We start from the raw sequence: 26,844 nt of genomic DNA, 5'->3' as shown, positions 1-26,844 counted from the left end.
CACCCGAGGGGCGAGCGTGTCCCCGAAAGGCATCTGCATGGCTGACGTGACGATCATCGAGGGCGGCCGGGTCATCGATCCGGCCAGCGGCACCGACGGGGTGCGCACCGTGGTGCTGAAGGACGGCCTGGTGGCCGAGGTGTCCGAGCGGGTGGAGCGCCCGTCCGGGGCCACGGTGGTGGACGCCCGCGGCCGGTGGGTCACCCCCGGCTTCATCGACCTGCACGTCCACCTGCGCGAGCCGGGGCAGGAGTACAAGGAGACGGTGGCCTCCGGGGCCCGCGCCGCGGTGGCGGGGGGCTTCACCTCGGTGGTGTGCATGCCCAACACCAAGCCGGTCAACGACACGCTGGCGGTCACCGAGCTGATCCTGGCGCGGGCCGCCGCGGCCGGGCTGGCCCGGGTCTACCCGTGCGGCTGCATCTCCAAGGGCTCCGCCGGCGAGGAGCTGGCCGAGTACGGGGAGCTCAAGGCGGGCGGCTGCGTGGCGCTCTCCGACGACGGCAAGCCGGTCTCGTCGCCGGCGCTGATGCGCCGGGCGCTGGAGTACGCCCGCGCCTTCGGGCTGCCGCTGACCGTGCACGAGGAGGACCTGTCCCTGGTGGGCAAGGGCGTCATGCACGAGGGGGCGGCCTCCACCCGGCTGGGCCTGAAGGGCATCCCCGGCCAGGCCGAGGACGTCATGGTGCTGCGGGACATCGCGCTGGTGGAGCTGACCGGCGGGCGGCTGCACATCTCGCACCTCTCCTCGGCCGGCGCGGTGCGGGCCGTGCGCGAGGCCAAGCGGCGCGGGCTGCCGGTGACCGCCGAGGTCACGCCGCACCACCTGGCCCTCACCGACGAGGACGTGGCCGCCTCCGGCTACTCCACCGACTTCAAGATGAGCCCGCCGCTCCGCTCCGCCGCCGACGTGGCGGCCTGCCGGGAGGCGCTGGCCGATGGCACCATCGACTGCATCGCCACCGATCACGCGCCCCACTCGGCGGTGGAGAAGGCGGTGGAGTTCGACGCCGCCATGAACGGCATCACCGGGCTGGAGACCGCCTTCGCGGTCTGCCTGGGGCTGGTGCGGGGCGGCGCCCTCACCGAGCGGCGCCTGGTGGAGGCGCTGACGGCCTCGCCGGCCCGGGCCTTCGGCCTGCCCGGCGGCACGCTGGCCCGCGGCGCGCCGGCCGACGTGGCGGTGCTCGACCCCGCCGCCGTCTGGACCTTCGACGCCGCCGCCACCTTCTCCAAGAGCGCCAACAGCCCGTGGCGCGGCACGCAGCTGACCGGGCGCTGCACCCACACCTTCGTGGGCGGCCGGCTGGTCCACCAGGTGGGCGGGGAGACGCGATGAGCCGCGGTCTGCTGGCGCTGGCGGACGGCGCCACCTTCGAGGGCACCGCCTTCGGCGCCCCCGGCGAGGCCAGCGGCGAGGTGGTCTTCAACACCTCGATGGCCGGGTACCAGGAGATCCTGACCGACCCGTCCTACGTCGGCCAGATGATCTGCATGACCTACCCGGAGCAGGGGAACTACGGGGTGGTGGCGGCCGACGACGAGTCGGACCGCATCCACGCCACCGCCTTCATCGTGCGCCACTTCGCCGAGGTCCCCTCCAGCTTCCGCGCCGAGCGGAGCCTGGACGCCTACCTCAAGGCCAGCGGCGTGGTGGGCCTGGCCGGCATCGACACCCGCCGCCTCACCCGGCACCTGCGCACCCACGGGGCGCAGATGGGCGTCGTCTCCAGCAGCGGCAGCGCCGCCGAGCTGGTGGCGCGCGCCCGGGCGCTGCCGGGCATGGAGGGGCAGGACCTGGCCTCCCGCATCTCGACGCCGGTGCGCTACCAGTGGACCGGGACCGGCGCCGACGCCTGGACCGAGGCCGGGCGCGGGCAGGCGGAGGCCCCGCGCTTCCACGTGGTGGCCTACGACTGGGGCCTGAAGCGCTCCATGCTCAGGCTGCTGGCCGAGCAGGGCTGCCGCATCACCGTGGTGCCCGGCCGCACCACCGCCGCCGAGGCGCTGGCGCTCAAGCCGGACGGCGTCTTCCTCACCAACGGCCCGGGCGACCCGGCCGCGGTGGCGGGGGCGCAGGAGACGGTCTCGGCGCTGCTCGGCCGGGTGCCCATCTTCGGCATCTGCCTGGGTCACCAGATCCTCTCGCTGGCGCTGGGCGCCCGCACCTACAAGCTCAAGTTCGGCCACCGCGGCGCCAACCAGCCGGTCCAGGACCTCAGCACCGGCAAGGTGGACATCACCGTGCAGAACCACGGGTTCGCGGTGGACCCGGCCTCGCTGGGCGCCCGCGCCCGGGTCACCCACGTCAACCTGAACGACGGCACGGTGGAGGGCATCGAGGCGCTCGACGCGCCCGCCTTCAGCGTGCAGTACCACCCGGAGGCCTCGCCTGGCCCGCACGACGCGCGGGCCCTCTTCGGCCGGTTCGCCGGGCTGATGGAGCGGGCCCGATGACCTTGCCGGAGCTCCACGAGCGGCTGCTCTCGTGGGCCAGCGCCGACCCCAAGGATCCGCTGCTGCTGGCCGCGCGCCAGGATCACTTCGGCCGCTACGGGGAGCCGCACGAGGAGGACCAGTCCTACGAGCGGCGCGTCAGCGGCATGCTGGAGGCCTACCTCTTCGACTTCCGGCCCACCCCCGACGCCTCCACGGCGCTGGAGCGGTTCCTGGCGGCCGAGGGCCCGGGGCTGCCCCCGGAGGAGGCGGCCGCCTTCCGCGCCCTCGGCGCCAACCGCCACGGGCTCTTCGAGGTGCGCAAGCTGGAGCCCGGGCGGGTGCGGCTGCGCGACGTCTTCACCGGCGAGGACGCCGACGTGACCGAGCGCCGCCAGGTGGCCGGCCTGGCCAAGGGCGACCTGCTCGAGGCCCGGCTCATGCCGTTCGAGGGAGAGCTCTGGTTCTCGGGGGCCTTCCTGTACCACCCGCGCGAGGCCCGCTCGAAGATCCTGGCCGAGGTGAAGCGGCTCAAGAAGGCGGCCGGCAAGGGCGGGCGTCCCGACGTGGCGGCGCTGCTGGCGCAGCTCTCGCGCATGGGCTTCAAGCTGGAGCGGTACCGCAACGTCCGGCTCGAGTCGATCTACGACTTCAGCGTCGACGCCCGGGCCATGACGCCCCGGCCCGGCAAGCCGTAGCCGGGCCGGGCGTGCGGCGGCTCGTCGTCAACGCGGACGACCTCGGGTACGACCCGGAGATCGACCGCGGCATCCTGCGCGCCCACCGCGAGGGGCTGGTCACCAGCGCCACCGCCATGGTGCTCGCGCCCTTCGCCGCCGCCGCCCTGCGGGACGCGCCGGCCACCCTGGGGGTCGGGCTGCACGCGGTCCTCGAGCCCGGGCTCCCCCCGGGGCTGGTGGCGGGGGAGCTGGAGCGGCAGCTGGCGCGCTTCCAGGCGCTGCGGGGCGCGCCGCCCACCCACCTCGACAGCCACAAGCACGCCCACGCCCGGCCTGGCGTGCTGGAGGCGGTGGCCCGCGTGGCCGCGGCGCGCGGGATGCCGGTGAGGGCACTCGACGGGCCCATGCGGGCCACCCTGCGGGCCAGCGGCGTGCGGTGCGCCGGGGCCTTCCTCGGCGACGCCGGCCTGCGGCCCGCCTGGACCGAGGCCGCGCTCCTGGTGGCGCTGGCCGCGCTGGCCGACGGGACCACCGAGCTCATGGCCCACCCGGGCTACCGGCCGTCGGTGGCCCGGACCAGCTTCGGGGTGGAGCGCGAGGTGGAGCTCGAGGCCCTGTGCAGCGGCGCGGCGCGGCGGCTCGTCGAGTCGGCCGGGATCCGGCTCTGCAGCTACGCCGACCTGTTCGCCTGACGCCCCGGACGGGCTTCTCCGTCCGCGATTGTCGACCGAACGAGTCCGAAAAACCCTAGGCGTTTCAGTCACCTTGGCCGCTGCCTGCCTTTGCCGGGCCGTGGGGCCGGTGGTATGACACCGCCTCACCCTCACCCTCGCCCAGGGGCCCACACCGATGGCCGAAGCGAAGCCCGTGCTGCCGAAGGACGGGTCGAAGATCGCGATGGTGGGAGGGGTGCTGCAGGTGCCCGACCGTCCCATCGTCCCGTACGTCGAGGGGGACGGCGTCGGCCGCGACATCTGGCGCGCCACCGTGCGGGTGCTCGACGCGGCCGTCGACCAGGCCTACCGGGGCGGCCGCAAGATCGCCTGGACCGAGGTCTACGCCGGGGAGAAGGCCTTCACCAAGTTCGGCAGCTGGCTGCCGGACGAGACCATCGAGACCTTCCGCGAGTACCTGGTGGGCTTGAAGGGCCCGCTCACCAACCCGGCCGGCGGCGAGATCCGCTCGCTCAACGTGGCGCTGCGCCAGCGGCTCGACCTGTACGTCTGCCTGCGGCCGGTGCGCTGGATCGAGGGGGTCCCCACCCCGGTGAAGCACCCGGAGCGGGTGGAGGTGGTGGTCTTCCGGGAGAACACCGAGGACACCTACGCCGGCATCGAGTGGGAGGCCGGGTCGGAGGCGGCCGCCCGCCTGCTGGCCTTCCTGGCGCGGGAGTTCCCCCGCGACCACGCCAGGATCCGCTTCCCCGCCAGCTGCGGGCTGGGGCTCAAGCCCATCAGCAAGGAGGGCACCGAGCGGCTGGTGCGGGCGGCCCTCGAGTACGCCCTGCGCCACCGCCGCCGCAGCCTCACCCTGGTGCACAAGGGCAACATCATGCGCCACACCGAGGGCGCCTTCCGGGCCTTCGGCTACGCCCTGGCGGAGCGGGAGTTCGGCGCCCGGACCTACACCCAGGCGCAGTGGGAGCGGACCAAGGCGGCCCGCGGCGACGAGGCGGCGGCGGCCGAGCTCGCGGCGGCCCGCGCCGCCGGCCGGCTGGAGGTGAAGGACGTCTACGCCGACGTGGCCCTGCAGCAGACGCTGACGCGGCCCGAGGAGTTCGACGTCATCGCCACGCCCAACCTGAACGGCGACTACCTGTCGGACGCGCTGGCGGCCCAGGTGGGCGGCATCGGCATCGCGCCGGGCGGCAACGCCAACTACCAGACCGGCCACGCCGTCTTCGAGGCCACCCACGGCACCGCCCCTCGCCTGGCCGACCTCGACCGGGCCAACCCGGGCTCGGTGATCCGCTCCGGCGAGCTCCTGCTGCGCCACCTGGGGTGGGACGAGGCGGCCGACCTGGTGGACCGCGGGCTGCGCGGCGCCATCCGGGCGCGCCGCGTCACCTCCGACTTCGCCAGGCTGATGCGCGCCGAGGGCGTCCCCGGGGTGGTCGAGGTGACCTGCTCCGGCTTCGGCGACGAGACCATCCGGCACATGCCGGGGTAGGGCGGCACCACCCGCAGCGCGACCCCAGGAGGATCCAGATGGCGACCCGCAAGAAGCTTGCCCTCATCGGCGCCGGCCAGATCGGCGGCACCATGGCGCTGCTCTGCCTGCAGCGGCAGCTCGGCGACGTGGTGCTGGTGGACATCATGGAGGGGGTGGCCAAGGGCAAGGCGCTCGACCTGCAGGAGACCCGCGGGGTCCTCCAGGCGGACGTGGCGGTGAGCGGCGGCGGCGTCAGCGACTACTCGGCCATCCGCGACGCCGACGTCTGCATCGTCACGGCGGGGGTGCCCCGCCGGCCCGGCATGAGCCGGGACGACCTGCTCAAGGTGAACCTGGAGGCCATCACCCGGGTCGCCACGGGCATCAAGCAGTACGCCCCCGGCGCCTTGGTCATCGTGGTGACCAACCCGCTCGATGCCATGGTCTACGCCATGTACAAGGTGACCGGCTTCCCGAGGCACCGGGTGGTCGGCATGGCGGGCGTGCTCGACACGGCGCGCTTCCAGTACTTCGTGGGCGAGGCGGCCGGGGTGTCGCCCCAGGACGTCACGGCGCTGGTGCTGGGCGGGCACGGCGACGACATGGTGCCGCTCCTGCGCTACAGCTCCATCGGCGGGGCGCCGCTCGGCAAGTTCCTGGACCAGGCCCGGCTGGACGCCATCGTGGAGCGGACCCGCAAGGGCGGCGGCGAGATCGTGGCCCTGCTGGGCACCGGCTCGGCCTTCTACGCCCCGGCCGTCAGCGCCGTCACCATGGCCGAGAGCTACCTCAACGACTCCAAGCGGGTGCTGCCCTGCTCGGTCATGCTGGAGGGGCAGTACGGGGTGCGCGGCCTGTTCCTGGGGGTGCCGGCGGTGATCGGCGCCGGCGGGGTGGAGCGGGTGGTGGAGGTGGACCTCGACGAGGGCGAGCAGGCCATGCTGGCCCGCTCGGTGGAGAGCGTGCGCCGGTCGGTGGCCGAAACCAACCTCTAGGCGCCCGCCCGGGGCCGGTGGGTCGGCCCCCCCTCCGCGGCAGTCGCCAAAGGCGTCGCCGAGGTTGTATACCCTGCCGCGCCACGCCGCTCCCGGCCACCACGGCCCGGGCAGCGGGCGCGGCGCCGAGAGAGTGACCCCTTGAAGATCCACGAGTACCAGGCCAAGGACATCCTTCGGAAGTTCGGGGTGGCCGTCCCGCGCGGCTACCTGGCGGCCACGCCGCTCGAGGCGGAGGGCGCGGCCCGGCAGCTGGGCGGCGGCATCTGCGCCGTCAAGGCCCAGATCCACGCCGGCGGCCGCGGCAAGGGCGGCGGGGTCAAGCTGGCCCGCTCGCCGGACGAGGCGCGCAGCCACGCCGAGGCCATGCTGGGGATGATGCTCAAGACGCCCCAGACCGGCCCGGAGGGGCAGCGGGTCAACAAGGTCTACGTGGAGGAGGGCTGCCGCATCGCCCGCGAGCTGTACCTCGGCATGACGCTGGACCGCGAGGTCGGCCGGGTGGCCATCATGGCCTCCACCGAGGGCGGCGTGGACATCGAGAAGGTGGCCCACGACACGCCCGAGAAGATCCTGCGGGAGCTGATCTATCCGGCCACCGGCATGCTGGCCTTCCAGGCGCGCCGCCTGGCCTTCGGCCTGGGGCTGCAGGGCGACTCGGTCAACGCCTTCGTCCGCTTCGCCACCGGCCTCTACAACGCCTACATCGCCACCGACGCCTCGCTGGCGGAGATCAACCCGCTGGTGGTGACGGTGGCCGGCGACGTGCTGGCGCTCGACGCCAAGATGAACTTCGACGACAACGCCCTGTACCGCCACCCGGACATCGCGGCCATGCGGGACCCGGACGAGGAGGATCCCCGCGAGACGCAGGCCAAGGAGCACGACCTGCAGTACATCGCGCTGGACGGCGACATCGGCTGCATGGTGAACGGCGCCGGCCTGGCCATGGCCACCATGGACGCCATCAAGCTGTCGGGCGGCCGCCCCGCCAACTTCCTCGACGTGGGCGGCGGCGCCGACGAGGAGAAGGTCACGGCGGCCTTCAAGATCCTGCTGTCGGATCCCAACGTGAAGTGCGTCCTCGTCAACATCTTCGGCGGCATCATGAAGTGCGACGTCATCGCCAACGGCATCGTGGTGGCGGCCAGGCAGGTGGGCCTGACCATCCCGCTGGTGGTGCGGCTCGAGGGCACCAACGTCGAGCTCGGCAAGCAGATCCTCGCCCAGAGCGGGCTCGCCATCACCCCTGCGGACGACCTCGGCGAGGCGGCCCGCAAGGCCGTGGCCGCCGCCCGTCTGGCCTGAGCGGCCCCGCCGCCCCCCGGAGCGTCCACGTGAGCATCCTCGTCGACAAGAACACCCGCGTGCTGGTCCAGGGCATCACTGGCTCGGCCGGCAGCTTCCACACCGAGCAGATGGTGGCCTACGGCACCAGGGTGGTGGCCGGCGTCACGCCTGGCCGCGGCGGCACCACCTTCCAGAAGCAGGTCCCCATCTTCCAGACGGTGGAGGAGGCGGTCCGGGAGACCGGCGCCAACGCCGCCGCCATCTTCGTGCCGCCGCCCTACGCCGCCGACGCCATCATGGAGGCGGCCGACGCCGGGGTGGCGCTGGTGGTGGCCATCACCGAGGGCATCCCCATCCTCGACATGGTGCGGGTCAAGCGCTTCCTGGCGGTCAACCCCGGGGTGCGGCTGCTCGGGCCCAACTGCCCCGGCGTCATCACCCCCGACCAGTGCAAGATCGGCATCATGCCTGGCCACATCCACAAGGCCGGCCGCATCGGGGTGGTGTCGCGCTCCGGGACCTTGACCTACGAGGCCGTCAAGCAGCTCTCCTCGCTGGGCATGGGCCAGTCCACCGCGGTGGGCATCGGCGGCGACCCGGTGCACGGCACCGACTTCGTCGACATGCTGCAGCTCTTCCAGGCCGATCCGGACACCGACGCCGTCATCATGATCGGCGAGATCGGCGGCTCGGAGGAGGAGAAGGGCGCGGCCTACGTGCGCGCCCACATGACCAAGCCGGTGGTGGGCTTCATCGCCGGCCGCACCGCCCCGCCGGGCAAGCGCATGGGCCACGCCGGCGCCGTCATCTCGGGCGGCTCCGGCACCGCCGAGGCCAAGCTGGACGCCATGCGGGAGGCGGGCATCATGGTGGTCGAGGGGCCGCACCTGCTCGGCAAGGCCATGAAGGAGACCCTGGCCCGCCGGCCGAAGGCCAGGGAGCCCGAGCGGGCGGCCCCGGCCAGGCCGGCCGCGCCAGCCAAGGCGGCCGCGCCAGCCAGGGCAGCCGCGCCGACCAAGGGAGCCAGGCCGGCGCCCGTGGCCCGGGGCGGAAAGAAGCGGTAGTCCGCAGCACCTCACCGGCCCGTCGCGCCCCCGCCCTGGCGGCGGCCGCGGTCCACCCACACTCAACAGCGAAGGAGCAGTCATGGCGAGCGAACGCACCCTGTCCATCATCAAGCCCGACGGCGTCGAGAAGGGCGTCATCGGCCAGATCATCGCCCGCTTCGGCACCTCGGGCCTCAAGGTGGTGGCGATGCGGCTGTCGTACCTGTCGAGGCGCGAGGCCGAGGGCTTCTACGCGGTCCACAAGGCCCGCCCGTTCTTCAACGACCTGGTGACCTTCATGACCAGCGGTCCGGTGGTCCTGATGGTGCTCGAGGGCGAGAACGCCGTGGCCAAGAACCGCGAGGTGATGGGCGCCACCGACCCCAAGAAGGCGGCCGAGGGGACCATCCGCAAGGACTTCGCCACCGACATCGAGAAGAACACGGTGCACGGGTCCGACAGCGCCGAGAACGCCAAGATCGAGATCTCCTACTTCTTCCCGGAGACCGAGGTCCATAGCTACGCGTGGGTGAAGCGCAGCTAAGTCACTGCAACAACTACAAAAACACGCCCCAGGCCCCGGACGGGTCCCGTCCGCGAGGCCTGGCCGGGTTAGAATGAACGAGCCCGTCCCGATCTCCGGGGCGGGTTTCGTCATTTTCGAGGGGCCTCCAGCCCCTCGAGTGGAGCGGGCAGCGTGGACGTGGTCGAGACCTGGAAGTGGCTCCTGGCGCTGGCCTTCCTGGTCAGCTCCGCCTTCTGCTCGGGGACGGAGACCGCGCTGACCGCCCTGGGCGACGCCCGGGCCCGCCAGCTGCGCGAGTCGGGTGGGCGGCGGGCCCGCCTGCTCGGCCTGTGGGTGGAGCACCCGGAGCGGGTGCTGGCCACGCTCCTCATCGGCAACACCCTGGTCAACGTCGGCGCCGGCGCCCTGGCCGGCTCGGTGGCCGTGGACCTGCTGCTGGGCCACCCCAGCTGGTCGGAGGCCACCACCGTGGCGGTGGCGACCGCCGTCACCACCGTGGTGGTCCTGTTCCTCGGCGAGATCATCCCCAAGACGGTGGCCAAGCGCCACCCGGTGCAGGTCTCGATGGCGATGATCCCGCTGGTGCAGGCGGTCACCTTCGTCATGTGGCCCATCTCGTCGGCCACCACCCGCGCCACCTCGGCGGTGGTCAAGCTCTTCGGCGGCGGCAGCGGCGCCACCCCGGCGGTCACCAGCGAGGAGATCGAGTACCTCATCGAGATGGGCACCCGCGAGGGGGTGCTCGACGAGGTCAAGGAGGAGCTCCTCAACTCGGTGCTGGAGTTCGCCGACCGGGTGGTCAAGGAGATCATGATCCCGCGGACGCGCATGGTGGCCATCGACCGCACCGCCGCGCCGGAGGAGCTGCTGCGGGTGGTCACCGAGAACCCGTACAGCCGCATGCCGGTCTACGAGGGCTCGGTGGACAACGTGGTGGGCGTGCTGATGGTGCGCGACATCGTCTCCGAGCTGCGCCGCGGCCCCATCGCGGCGGTGCGGCTCGACGGCCACCTCAAGGCGCCCTTCTTCGTGCCCGAGCAGATGAAGATCTCCCGCCTCCTCAAGGAGATGCAGCGGCGCCACGTCCACCTGGCGGTGGTGGTGGACGAGTTCGGCGGCACCAGCGGCATCGTCACCCTGGAGGACGTCCTCGAGGAGATCGTGGGCGAGATCCAGGACGAGGGCGACGCCGAGGCCGCCCCGGTGAAGCTGGTGGGGGAGGGGACCTGGCTGGCCGACGCCGCCATCCCGCTGCACGACCTGGAGGAGTACCTCAACGCGCAGCCGGCGCCCGCGGCCGCCGACGAGGAGGAGGCGCGCCGCGGCGAGGTGGGGTTCCCGGAGGAGGGCGACTACGGCACCCTGGGAGGCTTCGTCACCGCCACCGCCGGCCGGGTCCCGCCGGTGGGCGCGGTCATCACCTGGGAGGGGCTCTCCTTCACGGTGCGGGGCGGCGACGAGCGCCGCGTCACCAAGGTGGAGATCACCCGCCGCGGCGCCGGCCCCGGACCCGCGGCGCCCCAGGCCGAGCAGCCCGGCAAGGCGGCGGTGGCCTCGTGAGCGGGCCGCTGGCGCCGGGTCCGCCGGCCCGGCCGGCCGGCCCGGACCTGGGCGGCGCCGCGGCCCGGGCCGCCCCGCCCGGCGCCCCCCCGGACCTGCGCTCGCTCTCCCAGGCCGGGCTGGCCGCGCTGGTGGAGGCCATGGGGCAGAAGCCCTTCCGGGCCCGCCAGCTGCAGCGCTGGCTGCACCGCAACGGCGCCGCCAGCCTGGACGAGATGACCGACCTGCCGCGCGCCTTCCGCGAGGCGCTGGCGGAGCGCACCACCCTGACCACGCTGGAGCGCGCCAGCGAGCAGCGCAGCGGCGACGGCACCATCAAGTGGACCTGGCGGACGGCCGACGGTCGGCTCATCGAGTCGGTCTACATGCCGGAGACCGAGCGCAAGACGCTGTGCGTCTCCTCGCAGGTGGGGTGCGCCCTGGCCTGCACCTTCTGCATGACCGGCACCATGGGGCTGGCGCGCCACCTCACCCCCGGCGAGCTGGTGGACCAGGTCCACCGCGCCAACCGGCGGCTGGTGGAGCTGGGCGAGGGGCCGGCCCCGCGCCCGCTCACCAACCTGGTCTTCATGGGCATGGGCGAGCCGCTGCACAACTACGACAACCTGGTGGCGGGGCTGGCGCTGCTGCTGCACGAGGACGGCCCCAACTTCTCCCACCGGCACGTCACGGTCTCCACCAGCGGCCTGGTGCCGGCCATGGCGCGGCTCGGCCGGGACACCCAGGTGAAGCTGGCGGTCTCGCTCAACGCCACCACCGACGCCCAGCGCGACGTGCTCATGCCGGTCAACCGGCGCTGGCCCATCGGGGAGCTGCTGGCGGCCTGCCGGGCCTTCCCGCTGCGCCAGGGGCGGCGCATCACCTTCGAGTACGTGCTGCTGGGCGGCGTGAACGACAGCGACGCCGACGCCGAGCGGCTGGCCCGGCTGGTGGCCGGGGTGCCCGCCAAGGTGAACCTCATCCCCTACAACGACAACCCGGGGCTGGGCTACCGCGCCCCGGACCCGGCGCGGGTGGAGGCCTTCCACCAGCGGCTGCTGGCGCGGCAGCTCACCGCGGTGGTGCGCAAGAACCGGGGCCGGGACATCGCCGCGGCCTGCGGGCAGCTGGCCGCCGCGGGGACCGCGGTCGGGCCCGCGCCGGCCGCGCCGGCGCCGGACCCGGCGCGCGGCGATTGACCAGGCCCGCCGCGCCGGGCTAGGGAACGCAGGCGCGCCCGCGCGGTGGCGGGCGCCTTCGAGAGGGGAACACCATGTCGCTGCTGGTCGTCGGCTCGGTCGCGCTCGACTCGCTCGAGACGCCCTTCGGGCGCCGCGAGGAGATCCTGGGCGGGTCGGCCTGCTACTTCTCCACCTGCGCCAGCTACTTCGGCCCGGTGCGGGTGGTGGCGGTGGTGGGCGAGGACTTCCCGCAGGAGCACGTGGACTTCCTGGCCTCGCGCGGGGTGGACCTGGCCGGGCTGTCGCGGCAGCCCGGGCGCACCTTCCGCTGGAAGGGCCGGTACGAGTTCGACCTCAACACCGCCCACACCCTCGACACCCAGCTCAACGTCTTCGCCGACTTCAAGCCCGAGCTGCCGGCCGCCTGGCGGGACACCGAGTACGTCTTCCTCGGCAACATCGACCCCGACCTGCAGCGCGCGGTGCTCGACCAGGTGCGCGGGCCGCGCTTCGTGGCCTGCGACACCATGAACTTCTGGATCTCGTCGAAGCGGGACAGCCTGCTGCAGACCCTGCGGCGCGTCGACCTGCTCTTCGTCAACGACGCCGAGGCCCGGCAGCTCTCCGGCGAGCACAACATCGTCAAGGCGGCCCGCCGCATCCTCTCCTTCGGGCCGCGCGCCGTGGTCATCAAGCGCGGCGAGTACGGCGCGCTCTACTTCTCCGGCGAGGAGGTCTTCGCCGCCTCGGCCTACCCCCTGCCGGACGTCTTCGACCCGACCGGCGCCGGGGACAGCTTCGCCGGCGGCTTCATGGGCTACCTGGCCCGGCGCCGCAGCGAGGAGCCCCAGGTGATGCGCCGCGCCCTGGTGCTCGGCAGCGTGCTGGCCAGCTTCGCGGTGGAGCAGTTCAGCCTGGACCGGCTGCGCACCTTGACGGCCGACGAGGTGCGGGGGCGCTACGCCGAGGCGCGCCGGCTGGCGCACTTCGACGACCTCGAGGTGGACGTGCTGGCGGGGGAGCGTTGACGCTCAATCCGGGCGGCGGCTACCATCGCGGGTCACCCGAGGCCGCATGCGCATCGCCATCCTGAGCGACATCCACTCCAACCTCGAGGCGCTCACCGAGACGCTGGGCCTGCTCGATCGCGAGCGCCCGGACCGGGTGATCTGCCTCGGCGACGTGGTGGGCTACGGGGCCAGCGTCAACGAGTGCTGCCGGCTCATCCGGGAGCGGGCCGCGGTGACCCTGCTGGGCAACCACGACGCCGCCGTCTCGGGGCGGATGGACTACAGCTTCTACTACGACGCCGCCCGCCACGCCCTCGACTGGACGGCCAGCCGCATCGACCAGGATCACCTGGAGTGGCTGCGCGGCCTGCCCTTCACCTGGCGCGACGGGGAGGTCTGCTTCAGCCACGGGTCGCCCGTGCTGCCGGAGGCCTACGACTACGTCTTCGCCCTGGAGCAGGCCCGCGAGCTGCTGCCCTACGCCCGCGAGCTGTCGGCGGTCTCCTTCATCGGCCACAGCCACCTCTGCAAGACCTTCGCGATCGGCCCGGGCGGCGACGTGGTCGAGGTGGTGTCCAACCGGTTCGGGCTTCGCCAAGGCTACAAGTACGTCATCTCGGTGGGGTCGGTGGGCCAGCCGCGCGACTGCGACAACCGCGCCTGCTTCGTCATCTACGACACCAGCCGGCGCGAGGTGACCTACCACCGGGTGGCCTACGACATCGAGGCCTCGGCGCAGAAGATCTTCGACGCCGACCTGGCGCTCAACTTCGGGAAGCGGCTCTTCCTGGGCGTGTAGGCCCTCAGCCGAGCACGCTGACGTGCCCGCCCGGCCCGAGCCAGGCGACGGCCCCGTCCACCTCCAGCGCCGCCACCTCCAGCCCTGGCCCGGCCACCAGGTGGGCCGGCGAGAGGCCGGCCGCCAGGCCCAGGGGCCGGCCGGTGGCGGCGTCCAGCAGGGCCACCCCGCCCCGCGAGGCCACCACCACGCCGCGCGCCAGCAGCGGGGCCGCGCCGCCCTCGCCCTCGCCCTGGGCCGGCAGGCTCCAGGCCACCCGGCCGGCCGGGTCGAGCCCCAGCAGCGCCCCGCCGTCGCCTCCCACCACCAGCAGCGGGCCGGCGGCGGCCGGGCGGGGGGGGCCGTCGAGCGGCAACCCCACCTCCCAGCGTCGCCCGCGCGCCGCGTCCACCCGCACCAGCACCGCCTCGCCGCCGGAGCGCCCCGCCACCACCAGGCCGCCGCGGACCAGCAGCGGCGCGCCGGAGGGGCGGACGTCGAGCGCCACCTCGCCGCGCCGGGCGCCGGAGGCGGCGTCGAGGAAGAGCAGGCTCGCGCCGGAGCCCGCCGCGTGCAGGCAGGCCACCGCCCGGCCGCAGGCCAGCGGCGCGGCCAGCGCCGGACCCGGGCCGCGCACCCGCCAGGCCAGCCCGCCGTCCGGGGCGATGCCGTGGACCAGCCCGGAGGCGCCGGCCACCAGCGCCAGCGGCCCGGCGCGACCCAGCGCCAGCCCGCCGCTGCCGGGCAGGTCGAGCCGCCAGCGGGTGGCGCCGGTGGCGGGGTCGAGGGCCGTCAGCGACTCCGGCTCGCAGAGGAGCAGCGGCCCGCCCGGCCGGCCCGCGGCGCCGGTGGGGTCGGCGCCGGGCAGCGCGCGGGACCAGCGCTCCCGGCCGGTGGCGGGGTCCAGGGCGGCCAGACGGGCCTCCCGCCTCACCAGCACCAGCCCGCCGGCCAGGGCGGCCCAGTGGGCCCCGGCCGCCCGCCAGGGCCTGCGCCCGCCGTGGGCCACCACCGCGTCGCGGCCGAAGGCCAGCAGCACCGGCCCGGCGGCGGCCAGGCGCGGGGTCACCGGCGCGCCGACGTGGGCCCGGTGCCAGGTGCGCAGGGAGATGCGCCGGAGCTCGCCGTGGGCCAGCGGACGCTGCCGGGGCGGGGCGGAGGCCCGCCGGGACGCGGCCGTGGCCAGCTGGGCGTCGCCCTCCGCCTGGGCGGCGAGGTGGGCCTGCGCCGTCAGGGCCGCCGCGTGCAGCTCGAGCAGGGCCGGGTTGGCGGCGTGCGCCGGCGAGGCCCGGACCGCCAGGTGCCCCAGCACCTCCACCGCGCGCACGGTGGCGCTGGCCAGCGCCAGCGCCTGCGTCGAGCCGGCCGCGCTCGCCGCCCGGGCCGCCTCGTGGCGCAGGTCGAGCGCCACCTCGCGGGCGGGCGCGCCGCTGGCCAGCCGGAGTCGGCCGGGCGGCTCGCCGCGCCGGCGCGCCCGGGAGGCCTCCTCCAGGCCGTCCACCAGGTCGCGCAGCGTGAGGAACGGCAGGCCCTCGAGCACCGCGAGCCGGGTGGGGCCGGCGGCCAGGGTGACCCGGCCAGGGGCCAGCAGCGCGGCCAGGTCGGCCGGCTCGCCCGGCCCCAGCCAGAGCCCCGTGGCCTCGTCGGCCAGCTCGACGTGGAGGTGGAGCGGCGCGTCGCCCGCGGAGGTGTGGGCGTGGGGCCCTGGCCGCGGCCGCGCGGCGAGGAGCCAGGGCGCCGGCTCGGGGCGCGCCTCCTCCCGGTGCCCCGGCGGCCCGGGCGCAGGCTGGCGCTCCGCGGCCCTGGCCGCGAGGGCCAGGCGGCGGGACGCCGCCTCCCCGGCGGGGAGCCGGCAGAGCTCGCGGCCCACGGCGTGTGCCGCGTCCAGGGTGGCGCCGGCCAGCGCCTCCAGGTCCACCGCCACCCCGCGGACCAGCAGCCGGGCCGGCGGTCCGACCTCCAGCAGGGACAGCTCGACCCGCTCGCCGGCGCGCTGCAGCACCAGGAGCAGCCGGCCGTCGGCCAGCGGGGCCGCCGCCCGGCCTCCCCGGGCCAGGAGCCGCGCCGCGGCCGCCAGCAGCCCCTCCAGCGCGGGCAGGACCGCGCCCTCGGCTCGCCCTGCGGTGAGATCCACCCCGTCCACCTCGACCGAGAGCACGCCCACCACGTCCTCGGGCGCCGCCGCGGCGCCCTGGCCGTCCGAGGCAGGGGCGAGGCGCCAGTCTCCGGTGGTGCGGACGTGGACCACGAGCGGAAGAATGTTCGTCAAATCGAGACCTTTCAACGTTGACAGCGTTCCCATCCGCGAACATGATGTGCGCCTTCTGGCGGGCCGCACCTGGCTGGCCCCCTCCTCTTTTCTCTCAAGGAATCCAATGACTTTCACCGAAGCCGCCATCGAGGTGCTGCGGCGCGAGGGGAAGCCTCTCCATTTCAAGAAGATCACCGAGATCGCCGTCCGGGAGAACCTGCTCGACCACGTCGGCAAGATCCCGGAGGAGGTGATGGCCGATCAGGTGGCCGCCCACTGCCGGCTGCCGCGCCTGGAGCGCAAGGTCCTGTCGGTCACCACCGGCACCTTCGCCCTGGTGGAGTGGGGGCTCGACGAGGATCCGCTGGGCCTCGAGAACCTCATCGAGACGCCGCCGGTGGACGACGCGCCGTACCGGGCCCGCGAGCGCCACCCGGCGCCCATCCGCGACGCGGCCCGCTCGTCGGGGCGCGGCGAGAAGGTGCGCCGGCGCGACGAGGGCGAGGAGCGGCGCGGTCGGCGCTTCCCGCCGCCCGCCGAGGTGGCCTACGAGATCCTGGCCGGCGCCGGCCAGTCCCTGGCGCTGGCGGCCATCGCGGCGCAGGGGGCCGAGCGGCTGCTCATGCCGGAGGCCTTCGTGCGCGACGCCGGCGCCCTGGGCGCGGCGCTCGCCGAGGACAACCACCGGCGCGAGTCGGCCGGTCGGCGCGCGCTCTTCCAGCTCGACGGCGAGCTGGTCACCCTGGTGGCGCAGCCGGAGCCCGGCGAGCGCACCGCGCCGCTGGCCGCCGCCGCCGTGGTCCGGTCGGCCTCGCCGGGGGACCTGCGCCGCGCCGGGCTGGCCGGCCTGCGCCGCCGGCTGCGCGAGTGCGACGCCCCCACGGTCGAGCACCTGGTGGCCAAGCTGCTGGAGCGCACCGGGTACCGCGAGGTCAAGGTGGCCAAGCGCGGCCGCGAACACGTCATCTACACCGGTCGCCGGCGCATGGGGCTGGCCGACGTGCGCCACTGCTTCCGGGTGGTGCGCAGCGGGGCCGACGCGGCCCGCCGCGACGTGGTGGACACGCGCCGCGACCTCGGCCACTACGGCGCCCAGATCGGCGTGGTGGTGACGGCCGGCGAGGCGGCGCGCGACGCTCGCAGCGAGGCGGCCGCGGCCGGTCAGCTGCCGGTGGTGCTGCTGTGCGGCGAGGCGCTGGCCGAGGCGTTCGCCGACGCGGCCCTCGGCTGCGTGGCGGTGGTGGTGCCGGAGGTGGACGAGGCGGTCTTCGCGGCCGCCGCCGAGGTGGCGGCGCGGGAGGAGACGGCGCGGCGGGCCAGGCGCGAGGAGCGGGACCGCCGCGAGGGCGAACCCGAGGGGCGCGAGCGGTCGGACCGCCCGGAGCGCGGCGAGCGTCCCGAGCGCGGTGAGCGCCCGGAGCGCGGTGAGCGCCCGGAGCGAGGTGAGCGTCCGGAGCGCGGCGAGCGTCCCGGGCGCGGCGAGCGTCCCGGGCGCGGCGAGCGTCCGGACCGCGGCGAGCCGCGGGAGCCGGGCGCCGAGGGGGAGTCCCTGGAGGTCCCGGCGGCAGCCGAGGGGGACGAGCCGGCCAGGCAGGAGGCCGAGCAGGTGGAGGCCGGTCCTTCGGTCGATGGCCCGCTCGCGGCCGTGGCGCCGCGGCTGGCCGACGACGCCGAGCCCGACGAGGGCGACGAGGGCGACGACGAGGGCCCGGACGACGGCGACGACGGCGAGGCCGAGGCTGGTCCCGACGGCGAGGCGGCCGCGCCTGGCGCCGCTGGCAGCGGGGAGCAGCGACCGGCCGGCGAGGGTGGCCGGCGGCGCCGCCGCCGCCGCCGCCGGCGCGGTGGGCGCGGGCGCGGCGAGAAGCGCGAGGGTGGCGAGCCGGGTACGCCTGGCGCGCCTGGGCCCGAGCAAGGGGCCGCGCAGGGCTCGGCGCCCGAGTCCAGCCCGCCGCCACCTCCGCCTCCGCCCGACCAGGGCGGGGACGACGGCGCGGGCGGGGCGTGATCCCGAGCCAGGCCCGGGTGGCACCTTCCCGTGCCGGCCTGCTGCTCCTCGTGGCCCTCGCGGCCTCGGGCTGTAGCCGGACCGCACCGCCCCCCCACCTGGCGCGGCTGCAGGTGGTGGAGGGGTCGCTGTCGGGCGTGGCGGAGATGGGGCTGGACGCCGCCGCGGTCGAGGCGCTGGCGCGGGCCGCCCTCGCCGAGGCCGGGTTCCGCTTCGGGGCCGGGGAGCCGGCCTACCTGGCCCGCGTCGAGCTGACCGGGTTGCGGGTGGGCCCCTCGGCGGGTGGCCGCGGCCTCCGGGTGGACGTGCGCATCGAGCTCGAGCTCGAGGCCAGCGGCGGCGGCGAGGCGTCCCGGCGCGAGGGCGGCGCCGGCGGCGAGGCCGTGGCGGCCGGGGGCCCGGCGGCGGCGGTGCGGGCGGCCCTGGCGGCGGCCCTCGGCGAGGCCGCGCGCGGGGCCCGCCTGGGCCTGAGCGCCGAGCAGAAGCCGGCCGAGGCGCTCCTGGCCGACCTGGAGTCACCAGACGTGCGGGTGCGGGACCACGCGGTCCAGGCGCTGGGCGAGCGGCGCGAGCCCAGCGCCGTGCCCGGGCTGGTGAGGCGGCTGCAGGACTCCGACCGCCGGGTGGTGGACCGCGCCATCGGCGCGCTCACCCAGCTGAAGGACCCGCGCTCGGTGGCGCCCCTCATCGAGCTGTCGCGCCAGGGCGACCCGGCCGAGGCGCTGCGCCTGATCCCGGTGGTGGGCGACATCGGCGGTCCGGACGCCGAGGGCTGGCTGCTCACGCTGCAGCAGGCCCACCCGGACCACCGGGTGCGGGCCGCCGCCGCCGCCGCGCTGGCGACCCTGCCGGTCCCGCCGGCCCCGCCGCCGACCCCGGCACGGCCCGCGGGCGCGCCGGCGAGGTAGTGGCCACCCCCACGATCGAGGCTAGAATGCGCCCCGCCATGCCCCCCTCCGTGCGCCTCGCCCCAGCCCTCGCGCTCCTGGTCCTCTGCGCCGCCTGCGCCCACGCCCCACCCGGCGGGGCGCGCCGCGGCCCGGCCCCGGCCGACTACTTCCCGCTGGCGGTGGGCAACCAGTGGGTCTGGGAGGACCAGAGCCCGCAGCTGCCGCCCGGCAGCGCCCCCACCCGCACCGTCCGCATCGTGGAGCGGACCGCCGACGGCTTCTTCCGGGACAGCGAGCGGGGCGAGCTCCGGGCCGGACCGGACTGCCTGCGCGACCGGGTGCGCCAGCTGCTCTGCGGCCCGCTGGTGGTGGGCACCACCTGGCGGTCGGTGCTGTCCGTCAGCTCCACCGAGAAGTACGAGATCGCCGGGGCGGGCGAGGTGGTGACCACCCCGGCCGGCACCTTCCGGGGCTGCCTGCGGGTGCGGGCCATCAACGGCGCCGGCGGCGGCACCGACCTGGTCAACGAGATCACCTACGCGCCGGGCGTCGGGCCGGTGCGCATCGAGACGTTCGCGGTGGTGGACGGCGCAGCCAGGCCGCAGTTCCGGGCCGTGCTGCGCTCCTACCGCCTGGAGGGAAAGTGAGCATGCGCGAGGTAGGCATCGGCATCGCCGGGTTCGGCACCGTCGGGGGCGGCGTCCTCTCCATCCTGCAGCGCCACGCCCGCGACATCGAGGCGCGGCTGGGCGCCCGCCTGGTGGTCAAGCGGGTGGTGCGGCGCGACGAGGCGAAGGAGCGGGCGGTGGAGCTGCCGGTCGGGCTGGTCAGCACCCGGCTGGAGGACCTGCTGGAGGACCCGTCCATCGAGGTGGTGGTCGAACTCATCGGCGGCGTGGACCAGGCCTTCCAGCTGGTCACCGGCGCGCTCTCGCGCGGCAAGCACGTGGTCACCGCCAACAAGGCGCTGCTGGCCACCCGGGGCGAGGAGATCTTCCGCCTGGCCCGGCAGAAGAGCGTGGACGTCTACTACGAGGCGGCGGTCTGCGGCGGCGTGCCCATCATCCGCACCCTGCGCGAGTCGCTGGCCTCCGATCGCATCTCCTCGCTGGTGGGCATCGTCAACGGCACCACCAACTTCATCCTCACCGCCATGGCCGAGAAGGGCGAGGCGCTGGCGCCGGTGCTGGCCGAGGCGCAGCGGCTCGGCTACGCCGAGGCCGACCCCACCCTGGACGTCTCCGGCGGCGACGCCGCGCAGAAGCTCTGCGTGCTGGCCCAGCTGGCCTTCGGGGCCCGCCTGGCGCCCGCCGAGGTGCTCACCGAGGGGATCATGAAGCTGACCCAGGAGGACTTCCGCTGGGGCCGCGAGTTCGGCTACACGCTCAAGCTGCTGGCGGTGGCCCGCCGCTGCGAGGGCCAGGGCCCCGGAGGGCTCGGCCAGATCGAGGCCCGGGTCCACCCCGCCTTCATCCCGCAGGGCTCGCTGATGGCCGGCGTGCGCGGCGCCATGAACGCCGTGGTGCTGCAGTCGGAGGCGCTCGGCCCCTCCATGCTCTACGGCCAGGGCGCCGGCGCCATGCCCACCGGGAGCGCGGTGGTGTCGGACATCATCGACCTGACCCGCAACATCCTGGCCGGCAGCCCGGGGCGCGTGCCGCTGCCGCCCGACCAGCCGCTGGTGGGGCTGCGGCCGCACGCCGAGATCCGCTGCGCCTACTACCTGCACTTCGCCGTCAGGGACGAGCCCGGGGTGCTGGCGCGCATCGCCGCCACCCTGGCGGCCCGCTCCATCTCGGTGGCCGCGGTGCAGCAGCGCGAGCAGTCGGACCCGGCCGCGCCGGTGCCGCTGGTCTTCGTGACCCACCAGGCGCGCGAGGCCGACCTCAGGGCCGCCATCGGCGAGATCGACCGGCACCCCTCGACGCTGGAGCCCACCCGGTTCATCCGCATCGAGACGGTCTAGGCGGGGGCGGCCATGGTCACCACCCAGGTCCGGGTCATCTACGGCGACACGGACCAGATGGGGGTGGTCTACTACGCCAACTACCTGCGCTACTTCGAGGCCGGGCGGAACGAGTTCATCCGGGCCAAGGGGCTGCGCTACCGCGACTTCGAGGAGGCCTTCGGGCTGCGCCTGCCGGTGGCCGAGGCCGCGGTGAGCTACCGGGTGCCGGCGCGCTACGACGACCTGCTCGAGGTGCAGGTCTCGCTGGCCGGGGTGCGCCGCGCCTCGGCCCGCTTCGAGTACCGCCTGGTGCGCGACGGCACGCTGCTGGCCACCGGCCACACCGTGCACGCCTGCGTGGACCTGGAGGGGCGGGTGCAGCGCCTGCCCGCGCCGCTGCTGGCGCGGCTGTCGGCGGGCGAGGTGGCGCCGGCCGCGGCGCCGCCCTAGGAGATTCGGCGTGCCCCGGCGGGCGCGCCCGAGGAGGCAGCACATGGCCGCGGTGACCCAGGAGATCGTCTTCGACCGCTCGCCCGAGCAGGTCTTCGCCGTGCTGGTCGACTACACCCGCTACGCGGAGTTCGTGCCCGGCATCAAGTCCTGCCGGGTCCTGCCCGGCCAGGGCGACCGGAGCGTGGAGTACGAGCTCGACCTCGGCATCAAGCGGGTCAAGTACGTGCTGCGCCACGTGGAGACCCGCCCGCTGCGGATCACCTGGTCGCTGGTGTCGGGCGACATGATGAAGGTCTCCAACGGCTCCTGGGAGCTCACGCCAGAGGGGGCCACCACGCGCGGCCGGTACACGGTGGACATCCAGATCTCCAAGCCGCCGCTCATCCCCCAGGCGATCATCGACAAGGTGTCCGACGAGCTGACCCGCGTGCAGTTGCCGAAGACGCTGGAGGCCTTCAAGGCGCGGGTGGAGCGCGGGCCGAAGTAGGCGGGTGGGAGCGGCCACACGGGTGTGCCGCTGGGTGCCAGGCGACCGGTCAGGCGCCCTGGGACCGAGGAGGTCCAGGCTCACCTTGACCCACCCCCGGTCGGGTGGTAACAGGGGTCGATGAGGCCGGATTCACGGTCTTTTGTGCGGTTCCTGACGGATCGAAGCAGCGCCGGGGAGGCGGTCCGGCTCGGCGGCGCAGGAAGGCGGACACCGGGAACGGCTGTTGCACCTTCGGTGGGGTGTGAGGCTCGGAGAGACCAGGATGCTGGACGCCTACGTCATCGAGGAGATCAAGCGGCGCGAGCGGCAGCGCGAGCGCGACGATCGCCCGGTCGTCCAGGTCCCGGTGCCGTCGCCGCCGGAGCGCCGCCCGGATCGCCCCGACGACGACGCCCCCGGCGGCGACCGCGGCGTCATCATCATCGACTACCACTGACCGTCGAGCGGTCGCGGCCCGCGGCCCGCCGCGCCGGCCCGGTGTGCGGTGGCGGACGTCGCGGATCGCCGCACCCCTCTGCCCGCCCGGATTCCGGTTGACTCGCCACCGGCCGATCGGTCTGATCCGCGCGCGCCTCCCTTCCCACCCAGCGCGGCGTCCGCGCCGCCTTTCCAGGAGATTGGCATGACCGAGATCATCAACGTGACGGCCCGGGAGATCCTCGACTCCCGCGGCAACCCGACGGTCGAGGTCGAGGTGGCGCTGGCCAGCGGCGACGTGGGTCGCGCCGCCGTCCCGTCGGGCGCCTCCACCGGCGAGCACGAGGCGCTGGAGCTGCGCGACGGCGACAAGAAGCGCTACCTCGGCAAGGGCGTCAAGAAGGCCGTCAACAACGTCATGAACGCGCTGGCGCCGGCCATCATCGGCATGGACGCCTCCAACCAGGCCGACCTCGACGCCCGCATGGTCGCGCTGGACGGCACCAAGACCAAGGCCAAGCTGGGCGCCAACGCCATCCTGGGGGTCTCGCTGGCGGCGGCCAAGGCGGCCGCGGCGGCCCACGGCCTGCCGCTCTACCGGTACGTGGGCGGGGCCAACGCCCGCACCCTGCCGGTGCCGCTCATGAACATCCTCAACGGCGGCGCCCACGCCGACTCCAACGTCGACATCCAGGAGTTCATGGTGGTGCCGCTCGGGGCCCCCTCCTTCGCCGAGGCGCTGCGCTACGGCGCCGAGATCTTCCACGCCCTCAAGAAGGTGCTGAAGGGGAAGGGCGCCTCCACCGGCGTGGGCGACGAGGGCGGCTACGCCCCCAGCCTGGCCTCCAACGAGGAGGCCCTGGCGGTCATCATGGAGGCCATCAAGGCCACCGGCCTCAAGCCGGGCAAGCAGGTCGGCCTGGCGCTCGACTGCGCCTTCTCGGAGTGCTTCGACGCCAAGAGCGGCAAGTACGTGCTCAAGGGCGAGGGCAAGTCCTTCGACGCCGCCAGCCTGGTGTCCTGGTACGAGTCGCTGGTCGCCAAGTACCCCATCGTGTCCATCGAGGACGGCTGCGGCGAGAACGACTGGAAGGCCTGGAAGCTGCTCACCGACCGCCTGGGCGGGAAGATCCAGCTGGTGGGCGACGACGTCTTCGTCACCAACACCGAGATCTTCGGCCGTGGCATCGAGGCCGGCATCGCCAACTCCATCCTGGTGAAGGTGAACCAGATCGGCTCGCTCACCGAGACCCTGGAGGCCGTCCGCATGGCCCACCGGGCCGGCTACACCAGCGTCATGAGCCACCGCTCCGGCGAGACCGAGGACACCACCATCGCCGACCTGGCGGTGGCCTGCGACTGCGGCCAGATCAAGACCGGCTCGGCCTCCCGCACCGACCGCGTGGCCAAGTACAACCAGCTGCTGCGCATCGAGGAGCAGCTCGGCGCGGCGGCCCGCTACGCCGGCCGCGACGCCTTCGCGGCGCTGCGCTAGCCGCGCCCGGCGCCGCGGCGGGGCGCGAACGATCATTCATGGGGCGCTCGTTGACAACCTCGACGGGCGCCCGCTAGTTTCGCCCTCCCCGAGGGTGGGTGGAGGTGGTCGAATGCGGGCAGGATGGGTCGAGAAGCGTCGCGGGCAGGCCAACGTCACGCAGCTCCACCTGGCCCGGCAGGGGCAGATCACGGAGGAGATGGCGCGGGTGGCGGCCCGCGAGAAGCTGCCGGCCGAGCTGATCCGCGCCGAGGTGGCCCGCGGGCGCATGGTCATCCCCGCCAACCTGAACCACCCCGAGCTGGACCCGCTCGGCATCGGCATCGCCGCCACCTGCAAGATCAACGCGAACATCGGCAACTCGGCGGTCACCTCCGACGCCAGGCACGAGCTCGAGAAGCTGGCCCTGTGCCTCAAGCACGGCGCCGACACGGTGATGGACCTCTCCACCGGCGGCAGCATCCCGGAGATCCGCGAGGCCATCATCCGCGCCAGCCCCATCCCGGTGGGCACGGTGCCCATCTACGAGTGCCTGGTCCACGTCGACGAGGTGCCCGACCTGACGCCGAAGATCCTGCTCGACATCATCGAGAAGCAGGCCCAGCAGGGCGTCGACTACATGACCATCCACGCCGGCCTGCTCCGGGACCACATCCCGCTGGCGGCCAAGCGGGTCACCGGCATCGTCAGCCGCGGCGGGGCGATGATGGCCCAGTGGATGCTGGCCAACAAGGCGGAGAACCCGCTCTTCACCCACTTCGACGCCATCTGCGAGATCTTCAAGCGGTACGACGTGACCTTCAGCCTGGGCGACGGGCTGCGCCCCGGCTGCCTGGCCGACGCCTCCGACGGCGCCCAGTTCGGCGAGCTCAAGATCCTGGGGGACCTGACCCGGCGGGCCTGGGCCCACGACGTGCAGGTCATGGTGGAGGGGCCGGGCCACGTGCCGCTGGACCAGATCCCCATGAACATGGAGCGGGAGCGGGAGCTGTGCGACGAGGCCCCGTTCTACGTGCTCGGGCCGCTGGTCACCGACATCGCGCCCGGCTACGACCACATCACCAGCGCCATCGGCGCGGCGGTGGCGGCCCAGCACGGCGCCGCCATGCTCTGCTACGTGACCCCCAAGGAGCACCTCGGCCTGCCCGACCTGGAGGACGTGCGCCAGGGGATCATCGCCTACAAGATCGCCGCCCACGCCGCCGACATCGCCCGCCACCGGCCGGGCGCCCGCGACCGCGACGACGCCCTCTCGCGGGCCCGCTACGCCTTCGACTGGAAGAAGCAGTTCGAGCTGTCGCTCGACCCGGAGCGCGCCCAGTCGATGCACGACGAGACGCTCTCGGCCGAGCACTTCAAGACCGCCGAGTTCTGCTCGATGTGCGGCCCGAAGTTCTGCTCCATGCGCATCCACACCCACCTGGAGGAGGCAGCGCGCCAGGCCGAGGGGGAGAAGCGGACCGGGCCGGCCGAGATCGTCCGCTGAAGGAAGGCCCCCGGAAGGGGTCGGGGCCGCGGCCGGCCGGCGGATAGGATGCCCGCATGGCACCGCGGGTGACGGTCTACGAGGTCGGCCCGCGCGACGGCCTGCAGAACGAGGCGGCGCGCGTCCCCACCCAGGACAAGCTGGCGCTCATCCGGTCGCTGGCCGAGGCCGGGCTCTGCCGCATCGAGGCCACCAGCTTCGTCTCACCCGCCTGGATCCCGCAGCTGGCCGACGCCGCCGAGGTGGTGGCGGGGCTGCCGGCGCTGCCCGGGGTGGGCTTCGTGGCGCTGGTGCCCAACGCCACCGGCCTGGCGCGGCTGCTGGCGGCGCTCGAGCGCGGCGGCCCCGGCGCGCCCCCGGTGGCGGCGGCGGTCTTCCTCTCGTCCTCCGAGACCCACAACCGGAAGAACCTGGGCCGCGGCGTCGAGGAGAGCTTCGCCGGCCTCGCCGAGGTGGTGGGGCCGGCCCGGGCGCGCGGGCTCGAGGTGCGGGGCTACGTCTCCACCGCCTTCGGCTGCCCGTACGAGGGGGCCCAGGACCCGGGGCGGGTGGCGGAGGTGGCGCGGCGGCTGCTGGACCTCGGCTGCGCCCAGGTGTCGCTGGGCGACACCATCGGGGTGGGCACGCCGGCCGAGGTGCGCCGGGTGCTGCGGCGCCTGCTGCCCACCGTGCCGGCGGCCAGGCTGGCGCTGCACGGCCACGACACCCGCGGCACCGCGCTGGCCAACGTGCTGGCGGCGCTGGAGGAGGGGCTCACCACCTTCGACGCCGCGGTGGGCGGGCTGGGCGGCTGCCCGTACGCGCCCGGCGCCTCCGGCAACCTGGCCACCGAGGACCTGGTCTACCTGCTGCATGGGCTGGGGCTGGAGACCGGGGTGGACTTCCAGCGGCTGGTGGCCGCCGGCGCGCTGGCGCAGCGGCTGGTGGGCCGGCCGCTGCCGGGCAAGGCGCTGCAGGCCGCGCTCTCGGCGCGGCGGGGAGCCTGACATGACGTGGCTGGTGGAGCGGCTCGGGGCGGTGGAGCGCTGGACCATCCAGGGCGAGGCGCGGCGCAACTCGCTCACCATGGCGCTGCTGCAGGACGCGGCCGGCCTGCTGGAGCGGGCCGCGGCGGACCGCGCCCTCCGGGTGGTGGTGCTGACCGGGGCCGGGGGGCGGGCCTTCTGCGCCGGGGCCGACCTGAAGGAGCGGGCCGCCATGGCGGACGCCCAGGTGGCCGACTTCCACCGCGCCCTGCGCGCCCTGCTCGACGGGCTGGAGGCGCTGCCGCAGGTGGTGGTGGCGGCGCTCAACGGCGCGGCCCTGGGCGGGGGGCTGGAGCTGGCGCTGGCCTGCGACCTCCGGGTGGCCGCCGAGGGCGCCCTCATGGGCCTGCCGGAGGTGGGCCTGGGCATCATCCCCGGGGGCGGCGGGACGCAGCGGCTGCCGCGGCTCATCGGGGCCGGGCGGGCCCTGGATCTCATCCTGACGGGGCGCCGGGTGGGCGCGGCCGAGGCGCTGGCCATGGGGCTGGTCACCGCGGTGGCGCCGGCGGCGCGGCTCGGCGAGGAGGCCCTGGCGCTGGCGCGCCGGGTGGCCGCCAACGCGCCGGTCTCGCTCCGGCAGGCCAAGCGGGCGGTGGCCGAGGGGCGGCACCTGCCGCTGGCCGAGGCGCTCGACCTGGAGCACCGGCTCTACCAGGCCTGCCTGCCCACCCAGGACCGGCAGGAGGCGCTGCGGGCCTTCGCGGAGAAGCGGCCGCCGGTCTTCACCGGCGAGTAGGCGAGGAGGCCTG

The 26,844-nt window shown here is 74.8% G+C and carries 25 protein-coding genes; 24 read left to right on the top strand and 1 reads right to left on the bottom strand.

Annotated elements, in window-relative coordinates; all coding sequences use genetic code 11:
- The first annotated feature begins 37 nt into the window (after positions 1 to 37).
- The 13 genes from IPO09_07665 to IPO09_07605 all read left to right on the top strand — a co-directional run bounded on the left by IPO09_07665 (position 38) and on the right by IPO09_07605 (position 13,653).
- Complete coding sequence (locus IPO09_07665) at positions 38 to 1,339, top strand: dihydroorotase (protein ID MBK9517224.1); 1,302 nt, start codon at positions 38 to 40, stop codon at positions 1,337 to 1,339.
- Positions 1,336 to 2,457, top strand: a complete 1,122-nt coding sequence (gene carA / locus IPO09_07660; protein MBK9517223.1) for a glutamine-hydrolyzing carbamoyl-phosphate synthase small subunit — start codon at positions 1,336 to 1,338, stop codon at positions 2,455 to 2,457. Before IPO09_07665 ends, carA begins: the two co-directional genes overlap by 4 nt.
- Positions 2,454 to 3,134, top strand: a complete 681-nt coding sequence (locus tag IPO09_07655; protein ID MBK9517222.1) for a hypothetical protein — start codon at positions 2,454 to 2,456, stop codon at positions 3,132 to 3,134. The genes carA and IPO09_07655 overlap by 4 nt, the downstream gene beginning before the upstream one ends.
- 11 nt (positions 3,135 to 3,145) lie before the next feature.
- Entirely contained in the window at positions 3,146 to 3,808 is a 663-nt protein-coding gene (locus IPO09_07650) for a ChbG/HpnK family deacetylase (GenBank protein MBK9517221.1), read from the top strand.
- A 157-nt stretch (positions 3,809 to 3,965) separates the two neighbouring features.
- Complete coding sequence (gene icd, locus IPO09_07645) at positions 3,966 to 5,285, top strand: NADP-dependent isocitrate dehydrogenase (GenBank protein MBK9517220.1); 1,320 nt, start codon at positions 3,966 to 3,968, stop codon at positions 5,283 to 5,285.
- 38 nt (positions 5,286 to 5,323) lie between these two features.
- Positions 5,324 to 6,262, top strand: a complete 939-nt coding sequence (gene mdh / locus IPO09_07640; protein ID MBK9517219.1) for a malate dehydrogenase — start codon at positions 5,324 to 5,326, stop codon at positions 6,260 to 6,262.
- Positions 6,263 to 6,403: 141 nt separating this feature from the next.
- Entirely contained in the window at positions 6,404 to 7,570 is a 1,167-nt protein-coding gene (gene sucC / locus IPO09_07635) for an ADP-forming succinate--CoA ligase subunit beta (protein ID MBK9517218.1), read from the top strand.
- Positions 7,571 to 7,599: 29 nt separating this feature from the next.
- A complete protein-coding gene (gene sucD / locus IPO09_07630) occupies positions 7,600 to 8,616 on the top strand; it encodes a succinate--CoA ligase subunit alpha (GenBank protein MBK9517217.1) in 1,017 nt (338 codons plus the stop codon).
- 82 nt (positions 8,617 to 8,698) lie between these two features.
- On the top strand, positions 8,699 to 9,142 hold the full coding sequence (ndk, locus tag IPO09_07625) for a nucleoside-diphosphate kinase (protein ID MBK9517216.1): 444 nt from the start codon (positions 8,699 to 8,701) through the stop codon (positions 9,140 to 9,142).
- Between the two features lie 153 nt (positions 9,143 to 9,295).
- Complete coding sequence (locus IPO09_07620; GenBank protein ID MBK9517215.1) at positions 9,296 to 10,684, top strand: HlyC/CorC family transporter; 1,389 nt, start codon at positions 9,296 to 9,298, stop codon at positions 10,682 to 10,684.
- A 95-nt stretch (positions 10,685 to 10,779) separates the two neighbouring features.
- Positions 10,780 to 11,862, top strand: coding sequence for a 23S rRNA (adenine(2503)-C(2))-methyltransferase RlmN (gene rlmN, locus IPO09_07615; GenBank protein MBK9517214.1), 1,083 nt, complete (start codon positions 10,780 to 10,782; stop codon positions 11,860 to 11,862).
- A gap of 74 nt (positions 11,863 to 11,936) precedes the next feature.
- Entirely contained in the window at positions 11,937 to 12,872 is a 936-nt protein-coding gene (locus tag IPO09_07610) for a sugar kinase (protein ID MBK9517213.1), read from the top strand.
- Between the two features lie 46 nt (positions 12,873 to 12,918).
- Positions 12,919 to 13,653: a metallophosphoesterase family protein gene (locus IPO09_07605; GenBank protein ID MBK9517212.1), complete on the top strand. Its 735-nt coding sequence runs from the start codon at positions 12,919 to 12,921 to the stop codon at positions 13,651 to 13,653.
- A 4-nt stretch (positions 13,654 to 13,657) separates the two neighbouring features.
- Here IPO09_07605 and IPO09_07600 read toward each other — a convergent pair whose 3' ends face one another.
- Positions 13,658 to 15,880 (bottom strand): PQQ-binding-like beta-propeller repeat protein, encoded by a 2,223-nt coding sequence (locus tag IPO09_07600; protein ID MBK9517211.1) that lies wholly within the window; start codon positions 15,878 to 15,880, stop codon positions 13,658 to 13,660.
- A gap of 127 nt (positions 15,881 to 16,007) precedes the next feature.
- Between IPO09_07600 and IPO09_07595 the strand changes: the two genes are divergently transcribed.
- The 11 genes from IPO09_07595 to IPO09_07545 all read left to right on the top strand — a co-directional run bounded on the left by IPO09_07595 (position 16,008) and on the right by IPO09_07545 (position 26,831).
- Positions 16,008 to 17,891 carry a restriction endonuclease gene (locus tag IPO09_07595; GenBank protein ID MBK9517210.1) on the top strand — a complete coding sequence of 628 codons (1,884 nt, stop codon included), beginning with the start codon at positions 16,008 to 16,010 and terminating at the stop codon, positions 17,889 to 17,891.
- Positions 17,892 to 17,908: 17 nt separating this feature from the next.
- The gene (locus IPO09_07590; GenBank protein MBK9517209.1) at positions 17,909 to 18,799 is read left to right on the top strand and encodes a HEAT repeat domain-containing protein; all 891 of its coding nucleotides are present in this window, start codon (positions 17,909 to 17,911) and stop codon (positions 18,797 to 18,799) included.
- A 38-nt stretch (positions 18,800 to 18,837) separates the two neighbouring features.
- Positions 18,838 to 19,428 carry a hypothetical protein gene (locus tag IPO09_07585; GenBank protein ID MBK9517208.1) on the top strand — a complete coding sequence of 197 codons (591 nt, stop codon included), beginning with the start codon at positions 18,838 to 18,840 and terminating at the stop codon, positions 19,426 to 19,428.
- 2 nt (positions 19,429 to 19,430) lie between these two features.
- Positions 19,431 to 20,747, top strand: coding sequence for a homoserine dehydrogenase (locus IPO09_07580; protein ID MBK9517207.1), 1,317 nt, complete (start codon positions 19,431 to 19,433; stop codon positions 20,745 to 20,747).
- Between the two features lie 12 nt (positions 20,748 to 20,759).
- Positions 20,760 to 21,179: an acyl-CoA thioesterase gene (locus IPO09_07575; protein MBK9517206.1), complete on the top strand. Its 420-nt coding sequence runs from the start codon at positions 20,760 to 20,762 to the stop codon at positions 21,177 to 21,179.
- Positions 21,180 to 21,222: 43 nt separating this feature from the next.
- A complete protein-coding gene (locus tag IPO09_07570) occupies positions 21,223 to 21,669 on the top strand; it encodes an SRPBCC family protein (protein MBK9517205.1) in 447 nt (148 codons plus the stop codon).
- A 265-nt stretch (positions 21,670 to 21,934) separates the two neighbouring features.
- Positions 21,935 to 22,108, top strand: a complete 174-nt coding sequence (locus IPO09_07565; GenBank protein MBK9517204.1) for a hypothetical protein — start codon at positions 21,935 to 21,937, stop codon at positions 22,106 to 22,108.
- A gap of 186 nt (positions 22,109 to 22,294) precedes the next feature.
- On the top strand, positions 22,295 to 23,584 hold the full coding sequence (eno, locus tag IPO09_07560; protein ID MBK9517203.1) for a phosphopyruvate hydratase: 1,290 nt from the start codon (positions 22,295 to 22,297) through the stop codon (positions 23,582 to 23,584).
- A 112-nt stretch (positions 23,585 to 23,696) separates the two neighbouring features.
- Complete coding sequence (gene thiC / locus IPO09_07555) at positions 23,697 to 25,070, top strand: phosphomethylpyrimidine synthase ThiC (GenBank protein MBK9517202.1); 1,374 nt, start codon at positions 23,697 to 23,699, stop codon at positions 25,068 to 25,070.
- A gap of 56 nt (positions 25,071 to 25,126) precedes the next feature.
- Positions 25,127 to 26,056, top strand: a complete 930-nt coding sequence (locus IPO09_07550; GenBank protein MBK9517201.1) for a hydroxymethylglutaryl-CoA lyase — start codon at positions 25,127 to 25,129, stop codon at positions 26,054 to 26,056.
- A 1-nt stretch (position 26,057) separates the two neighbouring features.
- Complete coding sequence (locus IPO09_07545) at positions 26,058 to 26,831, top strand: enoyl-CoA hydratase/isomerase family protein (protein ID MBK9517200.1); 774 nt, start codon at positions 26,058 to 26,060, stop codon at positions 26,829 to 26,831.
- Positions 26,832 to 26,844: the final 13 nt, after the last annotated feature.

Source organism: Anaeromyxobacter sp. (assembly GCA_016718565.1).
Taxonomy (GTDB): Bacteria; Myxococcota; Myxococcia; order Myxococcales; family Anaeromyxobacteraceae; genus JADKCZ01.
The sequence above is the reverse complement of the archived record's forward strand: the minus strand, read 5'-3'. Positions and strand labels throughout refer to the sequence as shown.